Raw genomic sequence first — 1,932 nt, 5'->3', positions numbered from 1 at the left:
CGTTGCAAGACGTTCGATGCGGGTGCGGACGGATTCGTGCGGGGTGAGGGTTGCGGCATGGTGGTGCTGAAGCGTCTGAGCGAGGCGCAGTCGGATGGGGATCATGTTCTGGCGGTGATCCGGGGTTCGGCTGTGAATCAGGATGGACGCAGCAGCGGCATAACGGCGCCCAGCGGCATGGCGCAGGAAGCTGTGATCCGGGCTGCACTGGCGCAGGCGGGAGTGAGGCCGGAAGAGATCGGGTATGTGGAAGCGCATGGAACGGGAACGGTGCTGGGAGATCCGATCGAAGCGCACGCGCTGGCGGCGGTGCTGGGTGCAGGGCGGGGAGCGGACAATCCGCTGGTTGTCGGGTCGGTAAAGACCAACGTCGGCCATCTGGAAGCGGCAGCGGGGATTGCGGGACTGATCAAGGCGGTGCTGGCGCTGCAGCATGAGCGAATCCCGGCGCACCTGCATTTCCAGCAGATGAACCCGCACATCGACTGGGGCGGAGTGCCGGTGGAGATCCCGGTGCAGGGACGGCCCTGGCCGAGGAGCGAGCGACGGCGCGTGGCCGGGGTCAGTTCGTTTGGCTTCAGCGGGACCAACGCCCACGTGATTGTGGAGGAGGCGCCTGCGCCGCCGGTCCGTCCGGTCGGCTGCGAGCGGCCGCTGCATCTTCTGGCTCTGTCGGCGCGGAGCGAATCGGCGCTGCGTGAATTGGGCGGCCGTTATGCCGACGTGCTGGAGCATACCGCGGCGCCGGTGGGCGATGTGTGCTTCACCGCCAATGCCGGCCGGGCCCACTTCGAGCACCGTCTGGCGGTGACGGGTTCTTCCTCTGCGGAACTGCGAAGTGCATTGCTGAAGGCTCTGCCGGGACGCCGCGTCCGCGACCGGGAAGGCATACGTCCGGTTTTTCTGTTCTCCGGACAGGGAGCTCAGTATGCCGGCATGGGCAGGCAGCTCTACGACACGCAGCCGGTGTTTCGAGCGGCCCTGGAGCAATGTGCCGAGGGGCTGCGCGGGGAACTGGAGAGGCCGCTGCTGGAGGTGCTGTGGGGAACCGCGACCGATCTTCTGGTGCAGACCGCCTATACCCAGCCCTGCCTGTTTGCGGTGGAATACGCACTGGCGGCGCTCTGGCGCAGTTGGGGAATCGAGCCTGCGGCGGTGCTGGGACACAGCGTGGGCGAATACGTGGCTGCCTGCGTTGCCGGCGTGTACTCTCTGGGCGACGGATTGACACTGATTGCCCGGCGCGGCCGCCTCATGCAGGACGTTGCCGGCCGTGGCGCCATGGCCGCTGTCCACGCCCCGGAGAGTCGCGTCCGGGATGCTTTGCGCGGTCTGGAACAACGGGTCACCGTGGCCGCCATCAATGCGCCCGACAACCTGGTCATTTCCGGTTATGAGCAGGAACTCCATATCGCCGAGCAGCGGCTGATCGAGAGCGGCGTCAGCGTACAACGGCTGAACGTCTCTCACGCCTTCCATTCTCCACAGATGGAGGAGATGGAAGAGGCTTTCGAAGCGGTGGTGAAAGAAATCCAATTTCAACCGCCGCGCCTGCGTCTGGTCTCCAGCGTAACCGGCCGAGCCGTCGCCCGTGACGAGATGAGCCGGACTGCCTACTGGCGCCGTCAGGTCAGCGACCCGGTGCGATTCCGCCAGGCCATGGAAACCCTGCGCGACTCCGCCGCAACGGTGTTTCTGGAAGTGGGGCCGGGAGCAACGCTCACCGCACTGGGCCAGCAATGTATCGACGCACCGGATGCTCTGTGGCTGACCTCCCTGCGCCGCAACCGCGAAGAGTGGCCGCAAATGCTTGACAGCCTCGCCCAGTTGTATGTCTATGGCGCCGAGGTCAACTGGACCGGTTTCGACCTGCCCTATCCCCGACGTCGACTCCCGCTGCCTACCTACCCCTTCCAACGACAGTCCTATTGG

At 65.8% G+C, this 1,932-nt stretch carries 1 protein-coding gene; it reads left to right on the top strand.

Going from position 1 to position 1,932, the window contains the following annotated elements; genetic code table 11:
• Nucleotides 1-1,932: type I polyketide synthase (locus WCA10_RS14010; protein WP_472823151.1), on the top strand; the 1,932-nt coding region annotated here is incomplete at both ends.

It is taken from the genome of Occallatibacter sp., assembly GCF_049582745.1.
Lineage (GTDB): Bacteria > Acidobacteriota > Terriglobia > Terriglobales > Acidobacteriaceae > Telmatobacter.
The sequence above is the reverse complement of the archived record's forward strand: the minus strand, read 5'-3'. Positions and strand labels throughout refer to the sequence as shown.